Source organism: Staphylococcus sp. HMSC65H10 (assembly GCF_001839185.1).
Lineage (GTDB): Bacteria > Bacillota > Bacilli > Staphylococcales > Staphylococcaceae > Staphylococcus > Staphylococcus simulans.
Genome location: NZ_KV840373.1, coordinates 40,731 through 62,691, shown reverse-complemented (window position 1 = coordinate 62,691; position 21,961 = coordinate 40,731). Strand labels below are relative to the sequence as shown.

Below are 21,961 nucleotides of genomic sequence, written 5' to 3'. Positions count from 1 at the left end.
CACGAGATCCTGTAAAGGGTCTCTTTTTTTATGCTTATATAATGGTATGAATAAATAAATCGCCCGCTCTGTATTTAATGGTACACAGAGTGGGCGATTATGTTTATGAAGTAATAGATGAATGTTGTTTTTCGACATAAATAGATATTAATAAGAACATCAAACCGATTAGTGTAAGCAAAGGTGCAATTAAACTTAATGAGGCTACAGGTAAGTGTGTGATAACTAAACCACCTACAAACGCACCTAACGCATTGCCTAAGTTGAAGGCAGATTGATTCAATGTACTGGCTAACGTAGGCGCATCTTGTGAAATCAATGTGCTCTTATATTGAAGAGAGGGACTCATACTAAATCCGATAACTCCAAATAAAAAGACGCCAAGTACCATTACAAGTCCATTGAACTGCATGAAATACAGAATTCCAAAATAGAGGATGAAGATTGTAAAAATTAATTGTAACGCCTTATTCAAATTCCAATCCGCAAGTTTACCACCGATTAAGTTACCTAGCGTGACACCCACACCAAAGATAATCAACATAAAGGAAATGAGATTTTCTTTAATATGTGTGACATCTATTAATACTGATGAAATGTAAGTAAAATACGCAAAGACACTGCTGAAACCAAACAGGGTTACTGCGAGCGTTAACCATAAACGCTTTTCTTTTAAGATTTTCAATTCGTCTAATACAGATGAAGCTTGACGCTCTTTTTGATTAGGAACAAAAATCATAATACCAATCAACGCTAATATTCCGATAATAGCTATAATCACAAAAGTCATCGCCCATCCGAATTGTTGACCGATTAATGTTCCAAAAGGTACACCTAAAATATTACTTAAAGATAGTCCCATGAACATCAACGCCATGGCACTTGCGCGATATTGCGGTTGTACCATACTTGCGGCTAAAATAGATCCGATTCCAAAGAAAGAACCATGCGCAAGTGAAGTGATAATTCTAGCTGTCATCATGAAGCCGTAACTTGTGCTGAATGATGAAGCTAAGTTACCAATAATGAAAATAGCCATTAAAAGCATTAATAAATATTTTCGATTAAGTTTGATGGTTATCATAACCAAAATAGGTCCGCCAATTGCGACACCTAAGGCATAGCCTGTAATTAATTGACCAGCTTGACTGACCGTCACATGGAAATCACGTGCGATATTGGGTAATAAGCCCATGATGACAAATTCTGTCATTCCAATCGCAAATGCGCCGATCGCAAGCATCCATATCGCAATAGGATATTTCTTCAAAATGACACCTCCGAAAATTCGCAAATATGGACTCGATTATACGTGAACCTTTAAATAGCGTCAATGCACTATATAATGTTTTATAAAAAGGTGACATATTTAAAATTGATAAGACATCACATGTTGCGGACCAGCTGGACCTTCTAATATACGTTTAGTATCGATATAGCCAAGTTTTTGATAGACATGAATGGCTTTAGGATTTTTAAAATTAACTGAAAGTACGATTTCATCAGTATTTGGAAAATGAGTACGCACATAGTCAGGTAATTGTGCCAAAGCTGCTTGTGCTAGACCTTGGCCTTGCATACGTTCCGTAATAGAGAAAGATTTTACTAAGACAGCATTTGAATTTTGTGCTAAGGATGCACCTTCATCATTTTGATTCAGCCTCATAAAGCCAACTGGATGTTGTTGATGTAAAACAACGACAGGATATTCTCCAGGTGCTAAATCTTCAAGAGCCGCAAAGGGTAAGAGCGCAAAAGCACTTTCTGCTTCAGCAATTGTAAACTTCTCAAGGTCTTGATCATATTTAGAATCATATGGGACTAATTGAACGTCAGACATATTGTTTTTCTCCTTTAAGTCATTTTGTCAGTGTTTGAATCAATACATTAGTATGTGCTTCTAATTCATTATCTGGAATCCCCCCGAACCCGATAATAAATTTCGGTGCTGTAACATCATAATTCTCTTTCTTCATATAATTGATTAATGGGATGAGTTTGACGTGATTTTGTTTCGCACGTTGTAACACCTCATCTAAATGCATGCCATTTTGAACTGTTAATGTGAAATGCATACCCGTTGTGGCACCTTCAATCATGAGTTGATTTTGATAGGGCTTTAAAGCTTCTAAGATATAAGTCAGCTTATGGCGATAAACTTTACGCATTTTATTCAAATGGCGATCAAATGAACCGTTTTCCATAAATTGCGCTACTGTATACTGCATTGGGGCAGGGACTGTATTACCTTCTTTGTTAGGTAAATCGTGATAATTTTTCATCAGTGCTTTAGGCAGCACCATAAACGCAATACGGCAACTTGGGAATAATGATTTAGAAAAGGTACTGATATAAATAACCTTTCCTGTCTTATCTAAACTTTGAAGTGCAGGAATCGGTTTACTGAAATAGCGGAACTCTGAATCATAATCATCCTCGATAATGAAACGGTCTTTATGTTGTTGGGCCCAGTTGATGAGTTGTGTACGGGTCTTTAAGTTCATCACATAGCCAGTCGGGAATTGATGCGAGGGTGTCACATATACCACTTGGCGATTGGAATTGAAGACTTGTGACATCTCAATTCCTTTTTTAGTAACAGGGACTTGTTTATAAGCCAATTCTTTTTTATCCAACACTTGCTTAATAGGTGGATAGCTTGGATATTCAATGATGTAAGAACGGTCAGTGAGTATATCTGTTACTTGGTTGATTAACTGTTCAGTGGATGAACCGATAATGATTTGTTCGGGATGACAATTCACACCGCGACTATTAAAGAGATAATGTGCGATGGCTTGTCTTAATCTGAATTCACCTTGTTGATCTCCAGGCTGTAAAATATCTGGCATAGATTCATCAAAGACATCACGCGCATACTTACGAAATTGTTGCCACGGAAAGTGTTCTGTATCAATACGTGCTAAATCAAAGTGATAACGTGTAGTTGTTTCTTTTTGAGTTTGTTGAATCACTGCAGTTGGAGATTCTTTTGTGACTACTGGCAGTGATTCAATATCTGATACATAATAGCCTGACCGCGGCTTTGAATAGATATAACCTTCATCTAGTAAGTATTGGTATGCATGTTCAATTGTTGTATTACTGAGTGAATGATGTTCAGCAAGTCGGCGTTTAGAAGGGAAACGGTCACCAGATTGATACTGGCCTTCAATGATTTGTTCCTTCAACTTTTGATAAAGCTGCATATATAAAGGTTGTTTCATTCAACTGGCCTCCTAATATTTATCGAAATTGGTCCTTTAACACTATCAGTTTATCCTTTACACTGGATTTAATCAATGAGAAAAGGGGTATTTAGAATGTCTAAAATTGTAGGCTCAGATCGAGTAAAACGTGGAATGGCTGAAATGCAAAAAGGCGGCGTAATCATGGACGTTGTCAATGCAGAACAAGCTAAAATTGCAGAAGAAGCAGGCGCAGTAGCAGTTATGGCGCTTGAACGTGTACCATCAGATATCAGAGCAGCTGGCGGTGTTGCGCGTGCATGTAATCCTAAAATTGTTCAAGAAGTAATGGATGCTGTTTCAATTCCGGTTATGGCTAAATGCCGTATCGGACATATTACAGAAGCACGTGTGTTAGAAGCAATGGGTGTAGACTACATCGATGAATCAGAAGTATTAACACCTGCTGATGAAGAGTATCATTTATTAAAAAGCGACTACACTGTACCATTCGTATGCGGTTGCCGTAACTTAGGCGAAGCAGCACGTCGTATCGGTGAAGGTGCAGCAATGTTACGTACGAAAGGTGAACCAGGTACTGGTAACATCGTTGAAGCAGTACGTCATATGCGTCAAGTGAATTCAGAAGTGGCTAAATTAACAGTTATGCCAGATGATGAAATCATGACATTCGCAAAAGAAATCGGTGCACCATACGAAGTCTTAAAATCAATTAAAGACAATGGTCGTTTACCAGTAGTTAACTTTGCGGCAGGCGGTGTTGCGACACCTCAAGACGCAGCGTTAATGATGCAATTAGGTGCTGACGGTGTATTCGTAGGTTCAGGTATCTTTAAATCAGAAGACCCTGAAAAATTCGCAAAAGCAATTGTTCAAGCAACAACACACTACACTGATTACGAATTAATCGGTAAATTAGCTCAAGAGCTTGGTGAAGCAATGAGAGGCTTAGATGTAAATCAACTTTCATTAGAAGAACGTATGCAAGAGCGTGGCTGGTAAAATGAAAATCGGAGTCCTCGCACTACAAGGCGCAGTACGTGAACATTTGCGCCACATTGAGCTCAGCGGCCACGAAGGTATCGCAATCAAACGTGTTGAACAATTAGAAGAAATCGACGGCTTAATTTTACCAGGCGGTGAATCAACGACATTACGTCGTTTGATGAATCTGTATGGATTTAAAGAAGCTTTAGTCAACTCAGATTTACCGATGTTCGGTACATGTGCCGGATTGATTGTCTTAGCACAAGACATCGTCGGTGAAGAAGGGTATTTGAAGAAATTAGATATCACTGTAGAACGTAATTCGTTTGGGCGACAAGTGGACAGCTTTGAGTCTGAATTAGATATTAAAGGTATCGCAGAGGATATTGAAGCGGTCTTCATCAGAGCACCGCATATTGAAAAAGTAAACAGTGACAATGTAGAAGTATTAAGTACAGTCGGCGACAAAATTGTCGCGGTTAAAGAAGGTAATTATTTAGGTGTTTCTTTCCATCCGGAATTAACAGATGATTATCGAGTAACACAGTACTTCATCGAACATATTGTTGCTGAAAGTAAAAAAGCGAATGTATAATCATTCAAAAAACGAGCAGCCATAACGGTTGCTCGTTTTTTTAGTCTGGAAATTTTTCTAAGTATATTAATCCTTCATGGTCAGGTGTGCTGTTTTGGTTAATATAATCATAGCCGCGCTTTCGATAAAATTGTACTGCGGTTATTGAAGCAGGGATAATGAGACGTTTTGCGCGATGATAATAATAGTCATCTTCTAAAGTATCCATAATCAGTTTACCTATACCTAATTTTTGATAATCAGGAGAAACAAAAATAGAAAAGAAGCATGATTCTGTTTCACTGCCATAGTAAGGACCAATCGCACCTGTACCGATTAATTGATTGTTTAATTTAAAGACATAGAAGTTGATATGCTCTGCTTTATGTTGAATGCTTTCAGGCGTGGTTTCTGTTACGTAACTTTCAATATCTTCTTTCGGTTCGTCTTTGATGTTGGTAGTTCTGAGTGTATGACATATTAAATCCACAACCGCTTGTGTATCTGATGCTTGAAACTTACTGATTTGTATCTTATTTAAGTCCATAATTTCACCTGCTTTATTTATTTAGTAAATAGACATTCAAATTCTTCACAGACCATGATTTGATCTTCATCAAAAGTTTGATTAATGCTTGCGTATTCAGGTATGAAAAAGTCGCGATGGACGTTTCTCCAATATGTTAAGGTTCGAGAACCTTCTCCTTCTTTATATGCGTGTTTTTCTGATACTTCACAGAAAGGGACTTGATATACTTTAGTATTTTTAATAATACAAACAGGATGATCTTGCGCATCTAGAACGATACTCAAATCGTTGACTTTTGGTAGAGGCTCTTCTTCCTCAATGTAGAAAGCTAAACCGCTGGTTGTCGCAGTTTTGATACCTTGTGAGACTAACTCAGCTAAGTCTGTAGCATCGACACCGAATTGCCAGGCGGTATAAGAAACGTCTTGATAAATAGGATACTCAGTTATGAATTTGTCCCAAAATTCATCGATATTCATTATGACACCTCCATAATTAAGTGTTACTTTACACGAAAGTGGTTTGGAATGCAATATGAAAAAAACGACTCCCTGATTGAGGAAGCCGTTTAAATATGATTTACATGAATAGACCTGCGATAGCTGCAGAGATGAATGATACAAGTGTTGCACCGAATAGTAATTTAAGTCCGAAACGTGCAACCAAGTCACCTTTTTCATCATTTAATGATTTGATGGCACCAGAAATGATACCGATAGAACTGAAGTTTGCGAATGATACTAAGAAGACAGAAGTAATACCGATTGCACGTTCTGATAAACCATGCATTTTACCTAAGTCTAACATCGCAACGAATTCGTTTGATAATAATTTTGTAGCCATTAATGAACCTGCTTTAACTGCGTCATCCCAAGGAATACCTGTTAGGAATGCGAATGGCGCAAAGACAAATCCGATTAATGTTTGGAAGTCCCATTTAATTGAACCGCCTGATACAGCTGTAAAGATACCGCTGACAAGGCCATTAAGTAAAGCAATAATTGCGATATAACCAATTAACATTGCCCCTACAATAACCGCAACTTTAAATCCGTCTAAAATGTATTCACCTAACATTTCGAAGAAAGATTGTTTTTGTCCTGTTTCTTCTACTAATAATTTGTCGTCTTTTTCATCAACTGTATATGGATTGATAATTGAAGCGATAATAAATCCACCGAATAAGTTTAATACAATTGCTGTTACGACATATTTAGGGTCTAACAGTGTGAAGTAAGCACCGATAATTGAAGCGGATACTGTCGACATTGCTGAAGCAGTTAATGTATATAAACGGTGCTTCGGAATGTATGGTAATTGTTTCTTCAATGAAATGAATACTTCTGATTGTCCTAAAATAGCAGCTGCAACTGCGTTATATGATTCTAAACGACCCATGCCGTTGATTTTAGAGATCAAAAAACCTAAACCATTAATAATCATTGGTAAAATCTTAGTGTATTGTAAGATACCGATAATTGCTGAAATGAAGACAATCGGTAATAATACGTTGAAGAAGAATGGCGGTTGATCTGGATTGACGTATTTAAAGCCTCCAAATACAAAGTTAACTCCTTCTGCAGCTTTTGATAACAGATAGGCGAAGCCTTTCGCAATACCGCCGATGACTGTGATTCCTGCATTTGTTTTTAAGAGAACAAACGCGAAGATAAATTGAATCACAAGCAAGATACCAACGTAATGCCACTTAACGTTTTTCTTGTCAGAACTAACAACAAGTGCGAGGGCTAAGAAGAAGACAATCCCTATTAAAGCAATAAGTATATGCATGTTATTTCTCATCCTTTTATTTTTTATTTCATCCAATATCATACAGGAAAAAAGCGCTTTCGAACATCCTATTTTTGACGATGTCGCAAATTTTTTAAATCATATTGGTTGAAAAAGGTCAAAGTTGGTCATATAATATAGTCAAAGAAGGTCAAAAAAGGGGTGATATCCATGCATAATATGTCCGACATCATAGAACAGTACATTAAGCATTTATTTGAAGAATCAAATAAAGATGTTGTTGAGATACAACGAGCGAATATTGCTCAACGTTTTGACTGTGTGCCTTCTCAACTTAATTATGTAATTAAGACAAGATTCACCAATGAACACGGTTATGAAATCGAAAGTAAACGCGGTGGTGGAGGTTATATCCGAATCACTAAGGTTGAAACCAAGGATACGAAAGGTTATATTGATCACCTCTTACAAATCATCGGCGATTCAATCTCTCAACAACAAGCACATTATGTGATCGAAGGATTGCTTGATAATCAATATATAACATTACGCGAAGCGAAAATGATGCTTGCAGTGGTAGATAGAGATACGTTAAGAATGGATGTTGCTGCAAGGGACATTGTCCGCGCAAACATATTGAAACAGCTATTGCCGGTCATTAATTACTATTAATAGTTAGGAGGCTGCACATGGCTGACACATTTGCACATGGAACAAAAACAAACGCACTTAAGTCACAAGAACACAATAGAATTAAAGCACAAAGTAATGAAGAGGAACCTACATGGCAGAACAATCAAGATGACATGGAAGGCTCTTTTGTTATAAAACAAATACTTCAACATTTGGCGTCTAAGCATGGTATTCAATTAGAAGACTTAAGCGTCAGAGAAGAGAAGAAGTGTCCTACTTGCCATATGACAATGAAAGATATTGCGTATAAAGGGAAGTTTGGGTGTGCACAATGTTACACTACCTTTAAAGAGGATATTGTAGATATTGTCAGACGTGTGCAAGGCGGACAATTTGAACATGTCGGTAAAACGCCTGTCTCCTCTCAGCACAAACTCGCATTAAAGAAAAAAATAGAAGCTAAAAATAAATATTTACAAGAATTAATAGAACAACAAGCGTTTGAAGAAGCGGCTGTCGTTCGTGATGAAATTAAAGCACTACAAGAAGAAAGCGAGGGATAACACATGAGCGAACATTCAATGTACATGAGTAGTTGGATGCAGCAGAATGAAACAACGCCGGTCGTGATGTCTTCACGTATACGACTTGCGAGAAACTTGAACAATCATGTTCATCCCTTAATGTTTACTTCAGATGTAGAAGGACAAAAAGTCATTAATGAAGTCCAAGATGCACTGCCTGATTTAAAAGTATTAAATATGCAGACCATCACGCATACAGATAAATTAAAATTAGTAGCGAAGCATCTGATCAGTAAAGAACTGATTGAACAGCCGGCTTCAGCGGTATTGTTGAATGATGATGAATCATTAAGCATAATGGTAAATGAAGAGGATCATATTAGAATTCAAACCATGAGTTCAGATATGGATTTAGAAGCACTTTATCAAGAAGCTTCAGAAATAGATGACCAATTAGATAGAGCACTTGATATCAGTTTTGATGAAGATTTAGGTTATTTAACAACGTGTCCAACGAATATTGGTACAGGAATGCGTGCAAGCGTGATGCTGCACCTTCCAGGACTTTCTATCATGAAGCGTATGAATCGCATTGCTCAAACTATTAACCGTTTCGGCTTTACGATTCGCGGTATTTTCGGAGAAGGTTCTCAAGTTTATGGTCACATCTATCAAGTTTCAAACCAATTAACTTTGGGAAGAACTGAGGAACAAATTATTGAAACGTTAACTGAAATCGTCCAACAAATTATTGCGGAGGAAATGCAGATTCGCAAACAACTGGATTATCATAACTTAGTTGAGATGCAAGACCGCATTTATCGCTCACTTGGTTTATTGCGCTACAGTCGCATAATGTCTATGGAAGAAGCATCGACGAGACTCAGTGAGGTCAAGTTAGGTATTGATTTAGGTTATATTGATTTACCAGAATTCAACTTCAATCAAATGATGGTAGCGATTCAATCCCCATTCCTGATTGACGAAGCACAACAAATTTCAATTAAAGAACAAAGAGCAAATATTATTAGAGAACATATAAAATAGGAGGTTTTGCTATGTTATTCGGTAGATTAACAGAACGTGCACAACGTGTCTTAGCACATGCACAAGAAGAAGCGATTCGTTTGAATCACTCAAATATCGGAACTGAACACTTATTGCTTGGTTTAATGAAAGAACCAGAAGGTATTGCCGCAAAAGTATTAGAAAGTTTCGGTATCACAGAAGACCTTGTTGTTACAGAAGTAGAAAAATTAATTGGTCAAGGTCAAGAACACATCGGCACATTGCACTATACACCGAGAGCGAAAAAAGTGATTGAACTTTCAATGGATGAAGCACGTAAATTACACCATAATTTCGTAGGTACAGAACACATTTTACTTGGTTTAATCCGTGAAAACGAAGGTGTAGCTGCACGTGTATTCGCAAACTTGGATTTAAATATCACTAAAGCGCGTGCTCAAGTTGTCAAAGCACTTGGCAGCCCAGAAATGAGCAATAAAAATGCACAAACTGCAAAATCTAACAACACACCGACACTTGATGGTTTAGCACGTGACTTAACAGTGATTGCTAAAGACGGCACATTAGATCCTGTTGTCGGCCGTGATAAAGAAATCACACGTGTCATCGAAGTATTAAGCCGTCGTACTAAAAACAACCCAGTGTTAATCGGTGAGCCTGGTGTAGGTAAAACAGCAATTGCTGAAGGCTTAGCACAAGCTATTGTAAATAATGAAGTGCCTGAGACATTAAAAGGTAAACGTGTGATGTCTCTAGACATGGGTACAGTTGTTGCCGGTACAAAATATCGTGGTGAATTCGAAGAAAGACTGAAAAAAGTTATGGAAGAAATTCATCAAGCAGGTAACGTTATCTTATTCATCGACGAATTGCACACATTAATCGGTGCAGGCGGTGCTGAAGGTGCCATTGACGCATCTAACATCTTAAAACCAGCACTTGCACGTGGTGAATTACAAGCTATCGGTGCAACAACGTTAGATGAATACCGTAAACACATTGAAAAAGATGCAGCTTTAGAACGTCGTTTCCAACCTGTACAAGTGGATGAACCGACAGTTGAAGATACAATCTTAATCCTAAAAGGATTACGTGATCGTTATGAAGCGCATCACCGTATCAATATTTCTGATGAAGCGGTTGAAGCAGCAGCACGTTTAAGTGACCGTTATGTTTCAGATCGTTTCTTACCAGACAAAGCAATCGACTTAATCGATGAAGCAAGTTCAAAAGTAAGATTGAAAAGTCATACGACTCCTTCAAACTTAAAAGAAATTGAACAAGAAATCGAAAAAGTGAAAAACGAAAAAGATGCAGCTGTACATTCACAAGAGTTCGAAAATGCTGCAAACCTTCGTGATAAACAAACAAAATTAGAAAAACAATATGAAGAAGCGAAAAATGAATGGAAAAACAAACAAGGCGGCGCAAACACATCATTAACAGAAAATGATATTGCTGAAGTGATTGCGGGCTGGACTGGTATTCCATTAACACGCTTAAATGAAACAGAATCAGAACGTCTGTTGAACTTAGAAGACACATTGCATAAACGTGTCATCGGTCAAAAAGATGCTGTGACATCTATCAGTAAAGCAGTACGCCGTGCACGTGCAGGCTTGAAAGATCCTAAACGTCCAATCGGAAGCTTTATCTTCTTAGGACCAACAGGTGTAGGTAAAACAGAATTAGCACGCGCATTAGCTGAATCAATGTTCGGCGATGAAGATGCGATGATTCGTGTAGACATGAGTGAGTTCATGGAAAAACACGCAGTGAGCCGTTTAGTCGGAGCGCCTCCAGGCTATGTAGGTCATGATGACGGTGGTCAATTGACTGAAAAAGTAAGACGTAAACCTTACTCAGTTATTCTATTCGACGAAGTAGAAAAAGCACATCCTGATGTCTTCAACATTATGTTGCAAGTCTTAGATGATGGTTTCTTAACTGATACAAAAGGTCGTCGTGTAGACTTCCGTAACACAGTCATTATCATGACTTCAAACGTCGGTGCACAAGAATTACAAGATCAACGCTTTGCTGGTTTCGGCGGCGGCAGCGACGAAGGTGCAGATTACGAAACAATTCGCAGTACAATGATGAAAGAATTGAAAAATGCATTCCGTCCTGAATTCTTAAACCGTGTTGATGATATTATTGTCTTCCACAAATTGGATAAAGCTGAATTGAAAGAAATCGTAACAAAAATGGTCAGCAACCTTACTGATCGTCTATCTGAACAAGATATTAATATCGAAGTGACAGAAGCTGCGAAAGAAAAAATCGCAGAAGAAGGTTACGATCCTCAATATGGTGCACGTCCACTTATCAGAGCAATTCAAAAAACAGTTGAGGATAACTTAAGTGAGTTAATCCTAGACGGTAACCAATTAGAAGGTAAAGACGTAGTTGTGGATCACAATGGCGACAAATATGAATACAAAATCAATGATCGCCAAACAAAAGAAACTGAAGAAACAAAAACAAAAGCGTAATAAACGTAATGGTTAAACCAGATAAATAGATCAAGACTCCTTTTTAAGCAGTATTTATAACATGGCTGCTTAAAAGGAGTCTTTTTATATATTGTGATTTTGATAGTTTAAAGAGAATATAATATGTAGTTTTAAAGAAATTTGGTATGATGTGGTTAAAGATGAGAGTCAGATGATTGTATGAAATGTGTTTTCAGGTTTAGAATAAGAAATAATCAATGATAGCTTTTAAACCCTAGAGGGTGTAAAATAGATTTGTTTTTCACGAAAAAATAGGTGGTGTAAATTTGGCAAAAAAGAAAGTGACATTTGAATGTATGGCATGTGGTTATCAATCACCGAAATGGATGGGAAAATGTCCGAATTGTGGTGCTTGGAACCAAATGGAAGAAGTTATGACGCAAAAAGAAGCTCCAAGTGGCAGAGGGATGCGTACAAGAGAACAAACAGCTAAAGTAACAAAGTTAAATGATGTCCAACATGAATCTACACCGCGTATCCATACAAGTTCGAGAGAATTTGATCGTGTCTTAGGTGGCGGTATTGTCCAAGGTTCGCTCGTGTTAATCGGTGGGGACCCTGGTATTGGTAAATCGACATTATTACTTCAAATTTGTTCTGCGTTATCTCAAAATAAAAAAGTACTTTATATTACAGGTGAGGAATCACTGAATCAAACGAAATTGCGAGCAGATCGTTTAGAAGAAGATTCAAGTCAATTAAACGTGTTTGCGGAAACAGATTTAGAAGTTATTAAAGAAGCTGTTAAACAAACACAACCAGACTTAGTGGTAGTAGACTCGATTCAAACAGTGTATCATCCAGAAATCAGTTCAGCGCCTGGTTCTGTCTCACAAGTACGAGAAAGTACGCAAATTCTGATGGGGATTGCGAAACAAATGAATATCGCAACCTTTATCGTCGGTCATGTGACGAAAGAAGGACAAATTGCAGGTCCACGTTTATTAGAACATATGGTAGATACGGTACTATATTTCGAAGGGGACGAACATCATGCATATAGAATTCTGCGTGCAGTGAAGAACCGTTTCGGTTCAACGAATGAAATGGGAATCTTCGAAATGAAACATAGCGGTTTGAAAGGAGTTAAGAACCCTTCAGAGATGTTCTTAGAAGAACGTTCAACGAATGTAGCTGGCTCTACAATTGTTCCGACAATGGAAGGTACACGTCCTTTATTAATTGAAGTGCAAGCATTAGTGACACCGACAACATTTAATAACCCAAGACGTATGGCGACTGGTATCGATCATAACCGTTTAAATTTATTAATGGCAGTGTTAGAGAAGAAAGAAAGTTACTTGCTGCAACAACAAGATGCATATGTCAAAGTTGCAGGCGGCGTGCGTTTAACAGAACCAGCTGTTGATTTAGCAATTATCGCAGCGGTTGCTTCTAGTTTTAAAGACCAACCTATCAACGGCATGGATTGTTTCGTCGGTGAAGTAGGTCTGACAGGAGAAGTACGACGTGTCTCACGTATTGAACAACGTGTTCAAGAAGCAGCGAAATTAGGTTTCAAACGTGTGATTATTCCTAAAACCAATATAGGAGGTTGGGACTTCCCAGATAATATTCAAGTTATCGGTGTAACCAGTGTGCATGAAGCACTGAACTTTGCATTGATGAAAAGCTGATACCACAGAGAGAAAGGAGGCTATCAGATGAATATTGTAAAGACAATTGTCATTATCAGTTATATGATTTTAGGTATCAGTTTGGGGGTATTAATCATACCTGATATTGCGCGCGATACAGGTTTTGCAGATACTTATGTATGGCTGACTAATAAATATATTGCTGGCATCATTGGTATGATTATATTCTTTGTTTTATTTGGTTTGTTGATTCCTAAAATCACCAGAGCTTTGCGTAAATTAGAAGGTTTTATTATGCGACACAGCGCAATTGAAATCCTCTTTGCAGCCATAGGTTTGATTATGGGACTTTTTATTTCTGTAATGATCGCATTTATTTTAAATATTATCGGATCATCTTTATTCCTTCATGTTCTTCCTATTATCATTACAGTATTCTTAAGTTATTTAGGTTTTCAATTTGGTTTGAAGAAACGTGATGAAATGTTGGCTTTCTTACCAGAGAAAATGGCACGTTCTGCCTCAACCAATGCTTTACGTGCGAACCCTAAAATTTTAGATACGAGCGCAGTCATTGACGGTCGGATTTTAGAGATAATCAAATGCGGCTTTCTAGATGGAGAGATTTTGATTCCACAAGGTGTAATCAATGAACTGCAAGTGGTCGCAGACTCGACAGATAGTGTGAAAAGAGAAAAAGGACAACGTGGCTTGGATATTTTAAACCAAATTCATGATGCAGATCATCCTTCTCGCATTGTCCATCCGCAGAAGTCTTATAATCATATCGATGCGCTATTGATTAAACTTGCGCATAAATATAAAGCTGATTTAATTACGACCGATTTCAACTTGAATAAGATTTCACGTGTACAAGGTATTAAAGTGTTGAATGTGAATGATTTGTCTGAAGCGGTAAAACCAGCTGTGCGCCAAGGCGACCATATGAATTTATTAATTACTAAGATGGGTAAAGAACCTGGACAAGGTGTCGGCTATTTAGAAGATGGCACTATGGTAGTCATTGATGATGCGAAATCCTTAGTTGGTCAACATGTCAAAATTGAAATTACTAGTATTTTACAAACATCATCTGGACGAATTGTCTTTGCGAAATTAATTCAACAGTGAGCATCCCTTGTTTCACATGGAACAGAAGGGTAAACAGAGTTGATTCGTGTAAGCAAATGGGCTTACCAAATAAGGCTTGTAATGCTACAATAAGTAAGAATGGGTACAGAACTGCCTGGCTATTTATGTCAGTCAAACAGATAGGTCTTATCACTGCTTTTGACCTTGGTTTATCATGAATAATCAAGCACATTCTGAAGTATCACTGTCTCTGAATTATTAGAGATAGTTGAGCTCTCGAACTTTCTTTAATCAATAATCTAAAAATACAGGAGTGAACGAAATAATGAGTGAACGCGTAAGAGTCAGATATGCACCTAGTCCGACTGGTTATTTGCATATCGGAAACGCTAGAACAGCACTATTCAACTATTTATTTGCTAAACACTATGATGGGGACTTTGTCGTACGTATTGAGGATACGGATAAGAAACGTAACTTAGAAGACGGCGAATCTTCTCAATTCAGCAACCTGAAATGGTTAGGTCTTGATTGGGATGAATCTGTAGATAAAGACGGAGGTTATGGTCCGTATCGTCAATCTGAACGTGGTAAATTCTATAATCCTTTAGTAGAACAATTATTAGCAGAAGATAAAGCGTATAAATGTTACATGACTGAAGAAGAATTAGAAGCAGAACGTGAAGGTCAAATCGCACGTGGTGAAACACCTCGTTATGGTGGTAAACACGCACATTTAACAAAAGAAGAACAAGAAGCGTTTGAAGCAGAAGGACGCAAACCTTCAATTCGTTTCCGTGTGCCTAAAGGCAAAGTGTATAAATTTGATGACATGGTTAAAGGTGAAGTGTCATTCGAATCTGATAACATCGGCGACTGGGTTATTGTGAAAAAAGACGGTGTACCGACTTATAACTTTGCGGTAGCTGCAGATGACCATTATATGGAAATCTCAGATGTTATCCGTGGTGATGACCATGTATCAAATACACCAAAACAATTAATGATTTATGAAGCATTCGGTTGGGAACCTCCACGTTTCGGACATATTTCATTGATTGTCAACGAACAACGTAAAAAATTAAGTAAACGTGATGGCCAAATCTTACAATTCATCGAGCAATACCGTGACTTAGGTTACTTGCCAGAAGCATTGTTCAACTTCATCACATTACTTGGTTGGTCACCAGAAGGTGAAGAAGAAATCTTCTCTAAAGAAGAATTCATTAAATTATTCGATGAAAATCGTTTACAAAAATCACCAGCATTCTTCGATAAGAAAAAACTAGCTTGGGTAAACAACCAATATATGAAACAAAAAGACTCAGAAACTGTCTTTGAATTAGCGTTACCTCACTTAATCAATGCAGGGTTGATTCCAGAATCACCTTCAGAAGAAGATTTAGATTGGGGTCGCAAGTTAATTGGTTTATACCAAAAAGAAATGAGTTATGCCGGTGAAATCGTACCGCTTTCTGAAATTTTCTTCAGAGATGAAGTTGCATTAAATGAAGAAGAACAAGAAGTTATCAATGGGGAACAAGTACCTGAATTGATGGAACACTTATATGGCAAACTAGAAGAATTAGAGCCATTTGAAGCGGCTGAAATTAAGAAAACAATTAAAGCTGTACAAAAAGAAACAGGTATCAAAGGTAAACAATTATTTATGCCGATTCGTGTTGCGGTAACAGGCGAAATGCATGGACCGGAATTACCGAATACAATGGAAGTATTAGGTAAAGAAAAGGTATTAAAACGTTTGAAAAAATATCTATAATTTTAGTGGGTAACCTTGCTTGAATTTTCAGCATAAACCACCTATTATTAAAAGTAATTACTACTAAGGATTAGTAGATAATGGTTCAAGTCCAGAGAGTGTGCGGTTGCTGCGAGCACATCTTGAACATTATTGAATGCACCTTGGTTCAGACAATGATAAATACGGGATTTGAGAGAGTATATAAAAATAGTTTTTTTGTATGCTGAAGAAGAGTGGAACCGTGCGAAGCACCTCTGACATTAAGTTGTTAGAGGTGCTTTCGTTATAAATAGGAGGGGAATAACTTGTTTAAAAGAATGAGAGACGATATAAAAATGGTATTCGAACAAGATCCTGCAGCTAAGACATCATTTGAGGTAGTAACAACGTATGCAGGATTGCATGCAGTATGGAATCACTTACTTGCACATAAACTTTATAATAAAAAGCACTACGTGGCTGCACGTATTATTTCACAAATATCACGCTTTTTCACTGGTATTGAAATTCATCCAGGTGCTAAAATCGGCAAACGTTTATTTATCGATCACGGCATGGGTGTGGTCATTGGTGAAACTTGTACGATTGGCGATAACGTTACAATTTATCAAGGTGTCACACTTGGCGGTACTGGCAAAGAAAAAGGTAAACGTCACCCTGACATTGGCGATAATGTCTTAATTGCGGCAGGTTCAAAGATTTTAGGAAATATCAAAGTAGACTCTAATGTCAATATTGGTGCGAACTCAGTTGTATTAACCAATGTACCAAGCTATTCCACAGTTGTCGGTATTCCTGGCCATATCGTGAAACAACATGGTAAACGTATCGGTAAAAACTTTGATCATCTCAACTTACCAGACCCGATTTACGAACAAATGAAACAATTAGAAAAGCAACTAGAGCAAGTGAAGAATGGAGAGATTCAAGATGATTACATTATATAATACATTGACGAGACAGAAAGAACCATTTAAGCCGATAGAAGAAGGCAAGGTTAAGATGTATGTCTGCGGTCCAACAGTTTATAACTATATTCATATCGGTAATGCACGTCCAGCTATCAACTATGATGTTGTACGTCGTTATTTTGAATATAAAGGTTATGACGTTAATTATGTATCTAACTTTACGGATGTGGATGATAAATTAATCAAACGTTCAAAAGAGTTGAATGAAAGTGTGCAAGAAATCGCTGACCGTTACATTCAAGCTTTCTATGAAGATACAGGTGCGTTAAATGTCAAAAAAGCAACATCTAATCCACGTGTTATGAACCATATGGATGATATCATCGCATTTATCCAAAACCTAGTAGAACAAGGTTATGCTTATGAAAGTGAAGGCGATGTTTATTTCAGAACACGTAAGTTTGAAGGATATGGTAAATTAAGTCATCAATCTATTGATGATTTAAAAGTCGGTGCACGTATTGAATCAGGCGAACAAAAAGAAGATGCATTAGACTTCACGTTATGGAAAAAAGCGAAACCTGGAGAAATCAGCTGGGACAGCCCATTCGGCAAAGGACGTCCAGGTTGGCATATCGAGTGCTCAGTGATGGCATATCATGAATTAGGTGAAACGATTGATATCCACGCAGGCGGCAGTGACTTACAATTCCCACACCATGAAAACGAAATTGCACAATCAGAAGCGCATAACCATGCGACATTTGCGAATTACTGGATGCATAATGGTTTCATTAATATCAATAATGAAAAAATGAGTAAGTCATTAGGCAACTTCGTACTTGTACATGACATTATTAAAGAAGTAGACCCTGATGTATTACGTTTCTTTATGATCAGCGTACACTACCGCAGTCCAATCAACTACAACATGGAATTAGTCGAATCTGCGAAAGCTGGTTTAGAACGTATCCGTAATAGTTATCAAGCGATTGAGGAAAGAGAAGCGATTGCTTCAGATATCGAAGATCAATCAGATTATATTGAACAAATTGATGCATTGTTAAAACAATTTGAAACGGTTATGGATGATGACTTCAATACTGCTAATGCGATTACAACTTGGTATGATTTAGCGAAACTTGCGAATAAATATGTGATGGAAAACACAACATCTAAAAAAGTGATTGAACGCTTTAAAGAAGTATTCCAAATCTTCAGCGACGTTTTAGGAGTTCCATTAAAAGGCAAACAACATGATGAATTGTTAGATGAAGACATTGAAGCCTTGATTGAAGAGCGTAATCAAGCGCGTAAAAATAAAGATTATGCACGTGCGGATGAAATCCGTGATGAATTAAAAGCACAAAATATTATCCTTGAAGATACACCGCAAGGCGTGAGATTCAAACGTGGATAATCAAGAAAATATCAAACTGCTGAACCCATTATCTTTAGCATATATGGGGGATGCAGTTTTAGATCAATATGTCAGAACGCATATCATTTTGAAATTGCGTGCAAAACCGAATCGTCTGCATCAACAAGCAAAACGTTTTGTGTCTGCGAAAAGCCAGGCTATTACGTTGGAAAGTTTGATGCAGTCGGATTGGTTTACAGAAGAAGAATTAGAAATTGTGCGCAGAGGGCGTAATGCGAAAAGCCATACAAAAGCGAAAAATACTGACATTCAGACGTATCGTAAAAGCTCTGGTTTGGAAGCGGTGATTGGTTTCTTATATTTAGATCATCAATCAGACCGATTGGAATCATTGCTTGAGCGTATTGTGACTGAAGTCGAAGAAAGGGAGTGAGGATGTGGAAGATTCAGTAATTGTAGGGAGACATGCCGTGAAAGAAGCAATTACTTCTGGGCATCCCATCAACAAGATTTTGATTCAAGATGGTGTGAAAAAGCAACAACTTGATGAAATCTTAAAAAATGCAAAAAAGCAAAAATTGATTGTGCAGACCGTCCCAAAAACGAAATTAGACGGATTAGCTGAAGCACCGCACCAAGGTGTCGCAGCATTGGTTGCGCCATATGAATATGTAGAGCTAGATGATTTGCTTGCGAAACTTAAAGCACAAGATCATTTACCAACATTAATGTTACTGGATGGTCTAGAAGACCCGCACAACCTAGGTTCCATTTTAAGAACTGCGGATGCAGCAGGTGTAGATGGTGTCATTATACCGAAACGTCGTTCTGTTGCTTTAACACAAACAGTTGCTAAAGCGTCTGCAGGTGCGATTCAACACATTCCGGTAACACGTGTAACAAACTTATCTCAAACGATGGATAAGTTAAAAGAAGAAGGTTATTGGATTGCAGGGACTGCAGCCGATAACGCAACAGATTACCGTCAAATGAGTGCAGATATGCCACTTGCTATTGTTATCGGTAACGAAGGACATGGTATGAGCCGACTCGTTAAAGAGAAGTGTGATTTTTATATTAAAATCCCTATGGTCGGTCATATTAACAGTTTGAATGCATCTGTTGCCGCAAGCTTAATGATGTATGAAATTTATCGAAAACGTCACCCGGTTGGAGAATAAGCTATGAAGCACAAGGATCGGTATTTAATCATCGACGGTTACAATATGATTGGTCATAGTCGTGCTTTATCAGAATTGGCTAAAGAGAATTTAGAAGAAGCCAGAGAAAAGTTGTTGCTGGCTATCGGCAACTATAAAGCGACTGTGGCAGACGATGTGATATGTGTGTTTGACGCTTATGAACAAGAAGGTAATGAAAGTGAATTTTATTACCACGGGGTACGAACGATTTTCACAAAAGAACATGAAACAGCTGACAGCTTTATAGAACGATTTGTATATGGGTTATATGACAAACATACAACCCATATTGCTGTTGTTACGAGTGATATGAGTGAACAGCACGCCATCTTCGGTACGGGTGCTTATCGTATTTCGTCTCGAGAAATGTGGCAGAACATTAAGTTGAATGAAGCGAGTGTTGAGTCATCAATGAAAACGTTCAATAATAATAAACCTCGAACACGTATCCAACTCACAGATGAAGTATTATCAGAATTTGAAAAAATCAGAAGAGGCGACCAAGAAAAATAAGATTTCTGTACATTGCTTATTTCATCAGCATTCCGCTATGATAAGTTCACTTTTATGAAAGGATCGAACTTACCGTAATGCAGAAAACTTCCATACCTCAAGATATTGTCTCTCTTATACATCTTGCACAAATGCATGACGATCACGCGATGCATCAATTACTAGAAGTGTTGCAGCCGTTTATACGCAGTCGGCTGATTCATCCTTCGATTGCACCGCATGATTGTGATGACTTGATACAAGACATCTCCTTAAGAATCAGCAGAAATATTTATCATTTTAAAACGATAGAAACGATTCCGTTTGAACATTATTTCAATCGCTTAGTCAGTACTTCTAAATACGATTATTACAGAAGACAGAAACGGCTGAGATTACAACAAGATTGTCTTGTTCAAGAAGCGGAGTGTAGTTATCGTACGCAATTGCCATCTGTCGAAGCACAACTCATTTTAAAAGAACGTTCGGAAATTCTGCTTAATTGTTGTAAGAAATTAAGCAAATTAGAGCGAGAAGTAGTACAATATATATTGGATGATTATTCCCCAAGTGAAACAGCACAAGCGATGGATTTAAGTGAAAAGGCGGTTTATAATGCCCTTCATCGTAGTAAAGTGAAGTTGCGTAAAATGCAGGAATTATTGGATGCATAATTGCGTTTCGTTACACTTATAGATACAACTTACAATTCACTAGACGTTTGACAATTTGAGGGTTTCTTATGTATAGTTAGTGAGTATTTAATATAGGTAAGGTGAAGGTATTATGAAGAAAGTCCCGCTTAACTGTGAAATTTGCGGCAATAGAAACTATACCGTACCAAAGAACAGCAACCTTGCAGAAAGACTCGTGTTAAAGAAGTATTGCAAAAAGTGCAATGCGCATACAGTACACAAGGAATCGAAGTAATTGCTAAAGGCCAAGATGAAATTATTGATTAATTGGAGGTACGACAATGGCTGAAGATAAAAACAAAAAATCAAAAGCACCAAAAGAGAGTTTCTTCAAAGGCGTTATATCTGAGATGGAGAAAACGAGCTGGCCGACTGGTCAAGAACTCGTGAAATACACAACAATTGTAATTGTTACAGTGTTATTTTTCTTAATCTTCTTCTATGCCTTAGATTTGGGAATCGGTAGATTAATAGAATTAATTAGTTAATGAGGAGTGACAGCATGTCTGAAGAAGTTGGAGCAAAGCGTTGGTATGCCGTGCATACTTACTCTGGCTATGAAAATAAAGTTAAGAAAAATTTAGAAAAACGTGTTGAATCAATGAATATGACAGAACAGATTTTCAAAGTTGTCATACCTGAAGAAGAGGAAACACAAGTTAAAGACGGTAAAGCGAAGAAAATCACGAAAAAAACTTTCCCTGGCTATGTCTTGGTAGAGTTAGTCATGACAGATGAGTCATGGTATGTAGTACGTAATACACCAGGTGTAACAGGATTTGTTGGTTCAGCAGGTGCTGGATCAAAACCTAACCCGCTGTTGCCGGATGAAGTCCGCTTTATTTTAAAACAAATGGGAATGAAAGAAAAAACAATTGATGTTGAAGTCGAAGTTGGAGAACAAGTTCGTATCAAGTCTGGCCCATTTGCCAACCAAGTCGGTGAAGTACAAGAAATCGAAGCAGATAAATTCAAGCTTACAGTATTAGTAGATATGTTTGGCAGAGAAACTCCGGTTGAAGTTGAGTTTGATCAAATCGAAAAATTGTAATTCGAATAGGTGTTGATTTTACAA

Annotated in this window: 23 protein-coding genes and 1 pseudogene; 18 read left to right on the top strand and 6 right to left on the bottom strand. The window is 37.6% G+C overall.

The genetic code is table 11. The features are described 5' to 3' along the window. Positions 1-103: 103 nt before the first annotated feature. From HMPREF3270_RS09465 to HMPREF3270_RS09455, 3 genes are all read right to left on the bottom strand, one after another. Positions 104-1,270: an MFS transporter gene (locus HMPREF3270_RS09465; RefSeq protein ID WP_226956283.1), complete on the bottom strand. Its 1,167-nt coding sequence runs from the start codon at positions 1,268-1,270 to the stop codon at positions 104-106. 99 nt (positions 1,271-1,369) lie between these two features. Then, positions 1,370-1,840, bottom strand: coding sequence for a GNAT family N-acetyltransferase (locus HMPREF3270_RS09460; protein ID WP_002481304.1), 471 nt, complete (start codon positions 1,838-1,840; stop codon positions 1,370-1,372). A 19-nt stretch (positions 1,841-1,859) separates the two neighbouring features. Continuing rightward, positions 1,860-3,227: a MocR-like pyridoxine biosynthesis transcription factor PdxR gene (locus tag HMPREF3270_RS09455; RefSeq protein WP_070848494.1), complete on the bottom strand. Its 1,368-nt coding sequence runs from the start codon at positions 3,225-3,227 to the stop codon at positions 1,860-1,862. A 96-nt stretch (positions 3,228-3,323) separates the two neighbouring features. Between HMPREF3270_RS09455 and pdxS the strand changes: the two genes are divergently transcribed. Both pdxS and pdxT read left to right on the top strand, forming a co-directional pair. Continuing rightward, a complete protein-coding gene (gene pdxS / locus HMPREF3270_RS09450; protein ID WP_002481306.1) occupies positions 3,324-4,211 on the top strand; it encodes a pyridoxal 5'-phosphate synthase lyase subunit PdxS in 888 nt (295 codons plus the stop codon). Between the two features lies 1 nt (position 4,212). Then, positions 4,213-4,791: a pyridoxal 5'-phosphate synthase glutaminase subunit PdxT gene (gene pdxT, locus HMPREF3270_RS09445; RefSeq protein ID WP_002481307.1), complete on the top strand. Its 579-nt coding sequence runs from the start codon at positions 4,213-4,215 to the stop codon at positions 4,789-4,791. Between the two features lie 40 nt (positions 4,792-4,831). On the opposite strand, the gene HMPREF3270_RS09440 is transcribed toward pdxT, so the two are convergent. The 3 genes from HMPREF3270_RS09440 to HMPREF3270_RS09430 all read right to left on the bottom strand — a co-directional run bounded on the left by HMPREF3270_RS09440 (position 4,832) and on the right by HMPREF3270_RS09430 (position 7,090). Continuing rightward, positions 4,832-5,317: a GNAT family N-acetyltransferase gene (locus tag HMPREF3270_RS09440; protein ID WP_002481308.1), complete on the bottom strand. Its 486-nt coding sequence runs from the start codon at positions 5,315-5,317 to the stop codon at positions 4,832-4,834. Between the two features lie 17 nt (positions 5,318-5,334). After that, the gene (locus tag HMPREF3270_RS09435; protein ID WP_070848493.1) at positions 5,335-5,778 is read right to left on the bottom strand and encodes an ASCH domain-containing protein; all 444 of its coding nucleotides are present in this window, start codon (positions 5,776-5,778) and stop codon (positions 5,335-5,337) included. Positions 5,779-5,878: 100 nt separating this feature from the next. Further along, positions 5,879-7,090: a NupC/NupG family nucleoside CNT transporter gene (locus tag HMPREF3270_RS09430; RefSeq protein ID WP_002481310.1), complete on the bottom strand. Its 1,212-nt coding sequence runs from the start codon at positions 7,088-7,090 to the stop codon at positions 5,879-5,881. A gap of 171 nt (positions 7,091-7,261) precedes the next feature. On the opposite strand from HMPREF3270_RS09430, the gene HMPREF3270_RS09425 reads away from it, so the two are divergent. From HMPREF3270_RS09425 to nusG, 16 genes and pseudogenes are all read left to right on the top strand, one after another. Continuing rightward, a complete protein-coding gene (locus HMPREF3270_RS09425; protein WP_023016300.1) occupies positions 7,262-7,723 on the top strand; it encodes a CtsR family transcriptional regulator in 462 nt (153 codons plus the stop codon). Between the two features lie 119 nt (positions 7,724-7,842). Then, positions 7,843-8,247 (top strand): annotated as a pseudogene (locus HMPREF3270_RS09420) (UvrB/UvrC motif-containing protein); the annotation flags it as partial. Positions 8,248-8,250: 3 nt separating this feature from the next. Further along, on the top strand, positions 8,251-9,255 hold the full coding sequence (locus HMPREF3270_RS09415) for a protein arginine kinase (RefSeq protein WP_002481313.1): 1,005 nt from the start codon (positions 8,251-8,253) through the stop codon (positions 9,253-9,255). An 11-nt stretch (positions 9,256-9,266) separates the two neighbouring features. Beyond that, entirely contained in the window at positions 9,267-11,732 is a 2,466-nt protein-coding gene (locus HMPREF3270_RS09410) for an ATP-dependent Clp protease ATP-binding subunit (RefSeq protein WP_070848492.1), read from the top strand. 287 nt (positions 11,733-12,019) lie between these two features. After that, positions 12,020-13,390, top strand: coding sequence for a DNA repair protein RadA (gene radA, locus HMPREF3270_RS09405; RefSeq protein ID WP_002481315.1), 1,371 nt, complete (start codon positions 12,020-12,022; stop codon positions 13,388-13,390). Positions 13,391-13,417: 27 nt separating this feature from the next. Then, a complete protein-coding gene (locus HMPREF3270_RS09400; protein ID WP_070848491.1) occupies positions 13,418-14,482 on the top strand; it encodes a PIN/TRAM domain-containing protein in 1,065 nt (354 codons plus the stop codon). 286 nt (positions 14,483-14,768) lie between these two features. Further along, a complete protein-coding gene (gene gltX, locus HMPREF3270_RS09395) occupies positions 14,769-16,223 on the top strand; it encodes a glutamate--tRNA ligase (RefSeq protein WP_061054912.1) in 1,455 nt (484 codons plus the stop codon). A gap of 299 nt (positions 16,224-16,522) precedes the next feature. Next, positions 16,523-17,152: a serine O-acetyltransferase gene (gene cysE, locus HMPREF3270_RS09390; protein ID WP_172954255.1), complete on the top strand. Its 630-nt coding sequence runs from the start codon at positions 16,523-16,525 to the stop codon at positions 17,150-17,152. Beyond that, positions 17,136-18,536: a cysteine--tRNA ligase gene (cysS, locus tag HMPREF3270_RS09385; RefSeq protein WP_002481319.1), complete on the top strand. Its 1,401-nt coding sequence runs from the start codon at positions 17,136-17,138 to the stop codon at positions 18,534-18,536. Before cysE ends, cysS begins: the two co-directional genes overlap by 17 nt. Then, complete coding sequence (locus tag HMPREF3270_RS09380) at positions 18,529-18,930, top strand: Mini-ribonuclease 3 (RefSeq protein ID WP_002481320.1); 402 nt, start codon at positions 18,529-18,531, stop codon at positions 18,928-18,930. The genes cysS and HMPREF3270_RS09380 overlap by 8 nt, the downstream gene beginning before the upstream one ends. Positions 18,931-18,934: 4 nt before the next feature. Then, the gene (rlmB, locus tag HMPREF3270_RS09375) at positions 18,935-19,678 is read left to right on the top strand and encodes a 23S rRNA (guanosine(2251)-2'-O)-methyltransferase RlmB (protein ID WP_002481321.1); all 744 of its coding nucleotides are present in this window, start codon (positions 18,935-18,937) and stop codon (positions 19,676-19,678) included. Between the two features lie 3 nt (positions 19,679-19,681). After that, entirely contained in the window at positions 19,682-20,212 is a 531-nt protein-coding gene (locus HMPREF3270_RS09370; RefSeq protein WP_002481322.1) for an NYN domain-containing protein, read from the top strand. A 77-nt stretch (positions 20,213-20,289) separates the two neighbouring features. Beyond that, on the top strand, positions 20,290-20,865 hold the full coding sequence (locus tag HMPREF3270_RS09365) for an RNA polymerase sigma factor (RefSeq protein ID WP_002481323.1): 576 nt from the start codon (positions 20,290-20,292) through the stop codon (positions 20,863-20,865). Between the two features lie 112 nt (positions 20,866-20,977). Further along, positions 20,978-21,121: a 50S ribosomal protein L33 gene (rpmG, locus tag HMPREF3270_RS13550; RefSeq protein ID WP_081600403.1), complete on the top strand. Its 144-nt coding sequence runs from the start codon at positions 20,978-20,980 to the stop codon at positions 21,119-21,121. A gap of 46 nt (positions 21,122-21,167) precedes the next feature. Beyond that, positions 21,168-21,374, top strand: coding sequence for a preprotein translocase subunit SecE (gene secE, locus HMPREF3270_RS09360; protein ID WP_023016303.1), 207 nt, complete (start codon positions 21,168-21,170; stop codon positions 21,372-21,374). Between the two features lie 14 nt (positions 21,375-21,388). Continuing rightward, positions 21,389-21,937 (top strand): transcription termination/antitermination protein NusG, encoded by a 549-nt coding sequence (gene nusG, locus HMPREF3270_RS09355; RefSeq protein WP_070848490.1) that lies wholly within the window; start codon positions 21,389-21,391, stop codon positions 21,935-21,937. Positions 21,938-21,961 lie beyond the last annotated feature (24 nt).